The 4,706-nt window shown below is 57.8% G+C and carries 4 protein-coding genes; all 4 read right to left on the bottom strand.

Features of this window, described 5'->3' with window-relative positions; translation table 11 throughout:
- Positions 1-241: 241 nt before the first annotated feature.
- The gene (glmS, locus tag CVT63_07840; protein PKQ27472.1) at positions 242-2,071 is read right to left on the bottom strand and encodes a glutamine--fructose-6-phosphate transaminase (isomerizing); all 1,830 of its coding nucleotides are present in this window, start codon (positions 2,069-2,071) and stop codon (positions 242-244) included.
- Between the two features lie 16 nt (positions 2,072-2,087).
- Entirely contained in the window at positions 2,088-3,458 is a 1,371-nt protein-coding gene (locus tag CVT63_07835; protein ID PKQ27471.1) for a phosphoglucosamine mutase, read from the bottom strand.
- Positions 3,459-3,537: 79 nt separating this feature from the next.
- Positions 3,538-3,912, bottom strand: coding sequence for a 30S ribosomal protein S9 (locus CVT63_07830; protein ID PKQ27473.1), 375 nt, complete (start codon positions 3,910-3,912; stop codon positions 3,538-3,540).
- 24 nt (positions 3,913-3,936) lie between these two features.
- Complete coding sequence (locus CVT63_07825) at positions 3,937-4,392, bottom strand: 50S ribosomal protein L13 (GenBank protein ID PKQ27470.1); 456 nt, start codon at positions 4,390-4,392, stop codon at positions 3,937-3,939.
- Positions 4,393-4,706: the final 314 nt, after the last annotated feature.

Raw genomic sequence — 4,706 nt, 5'->3', positions numbered from 1 at the left:
TTATGCCTTTTCCCCCAGCAAAGCGAGGGGTGTTTTCTTCGACCGACTTCGAGTCCGCGAGCGGAGGGCGAAGAAGACACCCCGAGCGCCCCCTCTTCCTCCTCCTCCCCAACAAGAGGAGAAAACGCATATTTTGGTTTGACCCCATTATGCCTTTTCCTCCAGCAAAGCGAGGGGTGTTTTCTTCGACCGACGTCCGAGTCCGCGAGCGGAGGGCGAAGAAGACACCCCGAGCGCCCTTTTACTCAACCGTAACTGTCTTTGCCAGGTTCCTTGGCTGATCCACGTTGCATCCGCGCATCTTCGCCACGTGATACGCGAATAACTGCAGTGGCAGCACCGTGAGCAACGGCGAAAGCATGTCAGGGGCCTCCGGCACCCACAGGACATCGTCGCATAATCTCTCCACTCTCAGGTCTCCTTCGGTCGCGACCGCGAGCACCGGCGCCCCGCGCGCCTTTACCTCCTCGATGTTGCCGATCATTTTCTCGTAGACAGAGTCTTCTGGCACGATAGCCACCACAGGAACAGTGGAGTCAAGCAGGGCGATAGGGCCGTGCTTCATCTCACCCGCGGGATACCCCTCGGCGTGAATATAAGAGATTTCCTTGAGCTTGAGCGCCCCCTCCATCGCGATTGGATAGCTGACGCTCCTGCCCAGGAAGAGAAAGTCATCGCGGGAATAGTACTTGCGAGCGCACTCAACCACGTCCTCGGTGCTCGCGAGGAGTTTCCGCATTTTGTCCGGCATACTCTTCAAGCTTGATGCGATGCGGTCGTAACGGGCGTCTCTAAGCGCGCCGCGAAGCCTTCCGATATGCATCGCCAGCAGGTAGATCGCGCACATCTGCGCTGTGAACGTCTTTGTCGCCGCCACACCGATCTCTGGCCCCGCGTGTGTCAGTACGACGCCACCGGCATCGCGTGTCATCTGGCTTCCCACGGTGTTCACGATCGCAATCACTCTTGCGCCTCGCCTCGTCGCCTCGCGCACGCCCGCCAGCGTATCCATAGTCTCACCTGACTGGCTGATAGCCACAACGAGGTCTTCCGACGTTACAACAAGATTGCGGTACCGGAACTCGGAAGCTATCTCGATCTCCACGGGAAGAGCCGCCCACCGCTCAAACAAATACTTGGCGAGAAGGCCGGCGTGAAACGCTGTTCCGCATGCCACAACCACTATCCTTCGCAGTTCGCGCGCGTCGATCGAAGAAAGTCCAAGCTCTTCGATGTTTATCTCGCCTGAGCTGGTGAGCTTGTCACCCATAGTGTCGACTACAGCCCTGGGCTGCTCGTGAATCTCCTTGAGCATGAAGTCCTCGTAGCCGCCTTTCGCCGCGGCGTCGAGATCCCATCGCGCTACCACGGGATCGCGAACGACATCGAGACCCTCGAGCGTCCAGACGCCGTAGCCATGCTGATCCACAGCGAGTATCTCATCGTCCTCGAGGTACAGCACGTTGCGCGTGTTCGCTAAAAAAGCGGGCACGGCGCTCGCCACGAAGTACTCCCCGTCCCCGATTCCCAGACAAAGCGGGCTGTCCCGCCTGGACGCCACTATGACTCCGGGCTGCTTACGATGAATGGCGGCAATCGCGAAAGATCCTTCGACCTTCTCCAGGCTTCGCCGCAGAGCCTCGCAAAGATCGTCGACATAGTACTCTTCTATCAGGTGCGCGATGGTCTCGGTGTCGGTCTGCGAAACAAACGTGTGCCCCGCATCCTCGAGCGTCGCGCGAAGCTTCTCGTGGTTCTCGATGATGCCGTTATGCACGACCGCGATGTCTCCCCCGCAATCCAGGTGAGGATGAGCGTTGCGCTCGGTGGGCGCCCCGTGTGTGGCCCAGCGCGTGTGCCCTATGCCGATGCCGCCGGGCAGTTCCGCGCTTTTAAGCGCCCGTTCAAGGTGATTCAGGTTGCCCGCGACTTTGACGCACTCGAGATCGTGTTCCGGCGATATCACGCAGATCCCCGCCGAGTCGTAGCCCCGGTATTCCAGCCGTCGGAGCCCTTCGAAAAGAACATCCTTGGCGTTCTTTTTTCCAAGATATCCTACTATGCCGCACATGTTCGCCTCTTTCTGGCTAGCGGTGATCCAATTCTTCGAGAATGGTGTCCGCTATGGCGCGCGCGACCTCATGCGCCTTGCGCTCGCTCATCGCCTCTACCATTACCCTCTCGATCGGTTCTGTGCCGGATGATCGAACTATTATTCTCCCCCTGTCGCCCAGCTCACGCTCGTGCTTCTCTACCGTGGCCCACAGAGCCATATCCTTTTTGAGGCGGCGGCCCGACTTCGACCGCACGTTCAAGAGCACTTGCGGATATTTTTTCATTGTCCCCGCCAGACAGGACAGTGTTTCACCGGTATCCCTGACAATGCCTGCCACCATGAGAGCCGTCAGCGTGCCATCTCCCGTCGAAGCGTGCTCCCCAAAAATAATATGCCCGGACTGCTCACCGCCAAGAAGCGCTCCTGTCTCGACCATGCGTTCAAGCACATAGCGATCTCCCACCTGGACCTGTTGGATCTCGATCTCGCTCTCCTTTAAGGATCTGAAAAAGCCGAGGTTGCTCATGACTGTTGATATCACAAGCGGTGGGTGGAGCAGGTCGCGCTCCTTGAGGTATCTCGCCACGACCGACATCACGTAGTCTCCATCGCGCACTTCGCCGGTCTCGTCCACGCAAATACAACGGTCGGCGTCCCCGTCCAGGGCGAAACCAAGATTCGCGTTCCAGGTTGTCACTGCCCCTGATGCCAGTTCGGGATGCGTCGAACCGCAATTAAAGTTTATATTGCGCCCATTCGGTTCAGCCCCTACAGTCTCGACTGTCGCCCCCAGAGTCCGGAATATTCGCGGGCAGACCCGGTACGCCGCGCCGTTCGCGCAGTCGAGAACCACGCGATAGCCCTCGAGGTCGAAGTTCACACATTCGAGGAGGTGATCAACGTAAATATCCTCAGCGTCCTCAATTGATCTAACCTCTCCAACCGTCCCCGGATTGGACAACGTAGCGGTTGATTCGAAACGCTCTTCAATGGAGTTCTCGACCTCGTCTGGCAGCTTGACGCCACCGGGCCCGAAAAACTTGATTCCGTTGTCCTCGAAGGAGTTGTGAGAAGCGGATATCACGATTCCCGCAGTCGCGTCCAACTCCTCTGTAAGGTAAGCGATCGCTGGCGTGGGGATCACCCCCGCCAGCATGACCGAAGCGCCCTGTGAGAGCAGACCCGCCGTCAGCGCGTCTTCGAGCATGAAGCCGGACACCCGCGTGTCCCGGCCCACTACCACCCGACAATCGCCATCGCCGAGCGCCAGAACCGCCGCTCTGCCTAGGCGCAACGCCACCTCAGGAGTAAGGTCACGGTTCGCCTCCCCTCTTATTCCATCTGTCCCAAAGCGCTTCTTCAACAATCCTCCCACTTCGATAATGCAACAGGGGTCAGGCACCGTCTACCGCTAAACGCGGCGGGGTCAGGCACCGTCTACGCTAAAGCGGTAGACGGTGCCTGACCCCAAAGTTAAGCGATTAGCGCTTGGAGAATTGCGGTTTCTTGCGGGCGCCCTTGAATCCGTACTTCTTGCGCTCTTTCATGCGCGCATCCCGCGTCAGAAAACCACCCTTCTTGAGATCGGGACGCAAGGCCTCGTCGGCCTCGATCAACGCCCTGGCGATTCCAAGCCGCATAGCCCCCGCCTGACCCGATACCCCACCCCCGTGAAGCTTCGCGGTAACATCATAGCTGCCCTTCAGCTCAACGTGAATCAACGGCGCCAGCGCCTCGATACACTGACGTCTGTTTGGAAAATATATCTCTAAGGATTTTCCATTTACTTTCACTTCGCCCGTACCGGGATAAAGACGAACCCGCGCGACAGATTCTTTGCGGCGACCGGTCCCCATAAAACATTCGTCAGCCAATCTTAACTACTCCTTGATCTCCAGCGGTTGTGGCTTTTGCGCTTCGTGCGGGTGATCGGGCCCGGCGTAGACGTGCAGTTTCTTGAGCATCGCTCGCCCCAGCCTGCTATCTGGCAACATTCCTTTTACGGCAAAAGTTATGATGCACTCCGGGTGCTCTTCACGCATCCTCGCGGCGGTAGTCTCCTTCAACCCGCCCGGATAACCACTGTGATGGTAGTAAACCTTTTGAAGATCCTTATTCCCGGTCAGCACCACCTTCTCGGCATTTACGACTATCACAAAGTCGCCGGTATCCATGCTGGGCGTGTAGCGCGCCTTGTCCTTTCCTCTGAGCACTGTCGCTATGTTGGTCGCAAGCCTTCCCAGCACCTGCCCGTCAGCGTTTACGATGCGCCACTTACGCTCTATGTCCCCCGGCCTTGCCGAGTATGTGTTTTTTGTCAGCTTCAAATACGCCATATCAATCCTTGCAAAAAACGACGATGTGCTTCGATGATATGGGAACACCCATCCGGCGTCAACTTCAACTTAACTTTGGACTTTGGGGTCAGTCCCACATGGCGCGCGGACGCGCCATGTGGGACTGACCCCAAAAGTTAAGTCAGTCCGAAAAGCCGCCTATTGTGTCCGTGCCGGCGCCTCTGTTGTTCCAGTACATGGCGCGCTCTACCATGATCTTCTTGCCGGAGGTCTTAGATGTGACTTTGATGGCGGCGCGGCCACTCGGTATCTTGTCTGACATGTTGTAGGTCTTGCGGGAGTTGGCGGGGATC

It is taken from the genome of Candidatus Anoxymicrobium japonicum (assembly GCA_002843005.1).
Classification (GTDB): domain Bacteria; phylum Actinomycetota; class Geothermincolia; order Fen-727; family Anoxymicrobiaceae; genus Anoxymicrobium; species Anoxymicrobium japonicum.
This window is presented reverse-complemented; position numbering and strand designations above follow the sequence as displayed.

What these genes read in the sequence shown, in the direction of transcription:
- CVT63_07825 (PKQ27470.1), bottom strand. Translation starts at nt 4,392, where the DNA reads ATGGCGTATTTGAAGCTGACAAAAAACACATACTCGGCAAGGCCGGGG.
- glmS (PKQ27472.1), bottom strand. Translation starts at nt 2,071, where the DNA reads ATGTGCGGCATAGTAGGATATCTTGGAAAAAAGAACGCCAAGGATGTT.
- CVT63_07830 (PKQ27473.1), bottom strand. Translation starts at nt 3,912, where the DNA reads ATGGGGACCGGTCGCCGCAAAGAATCTGTCGCGCGGGTTCGTCTTTAT.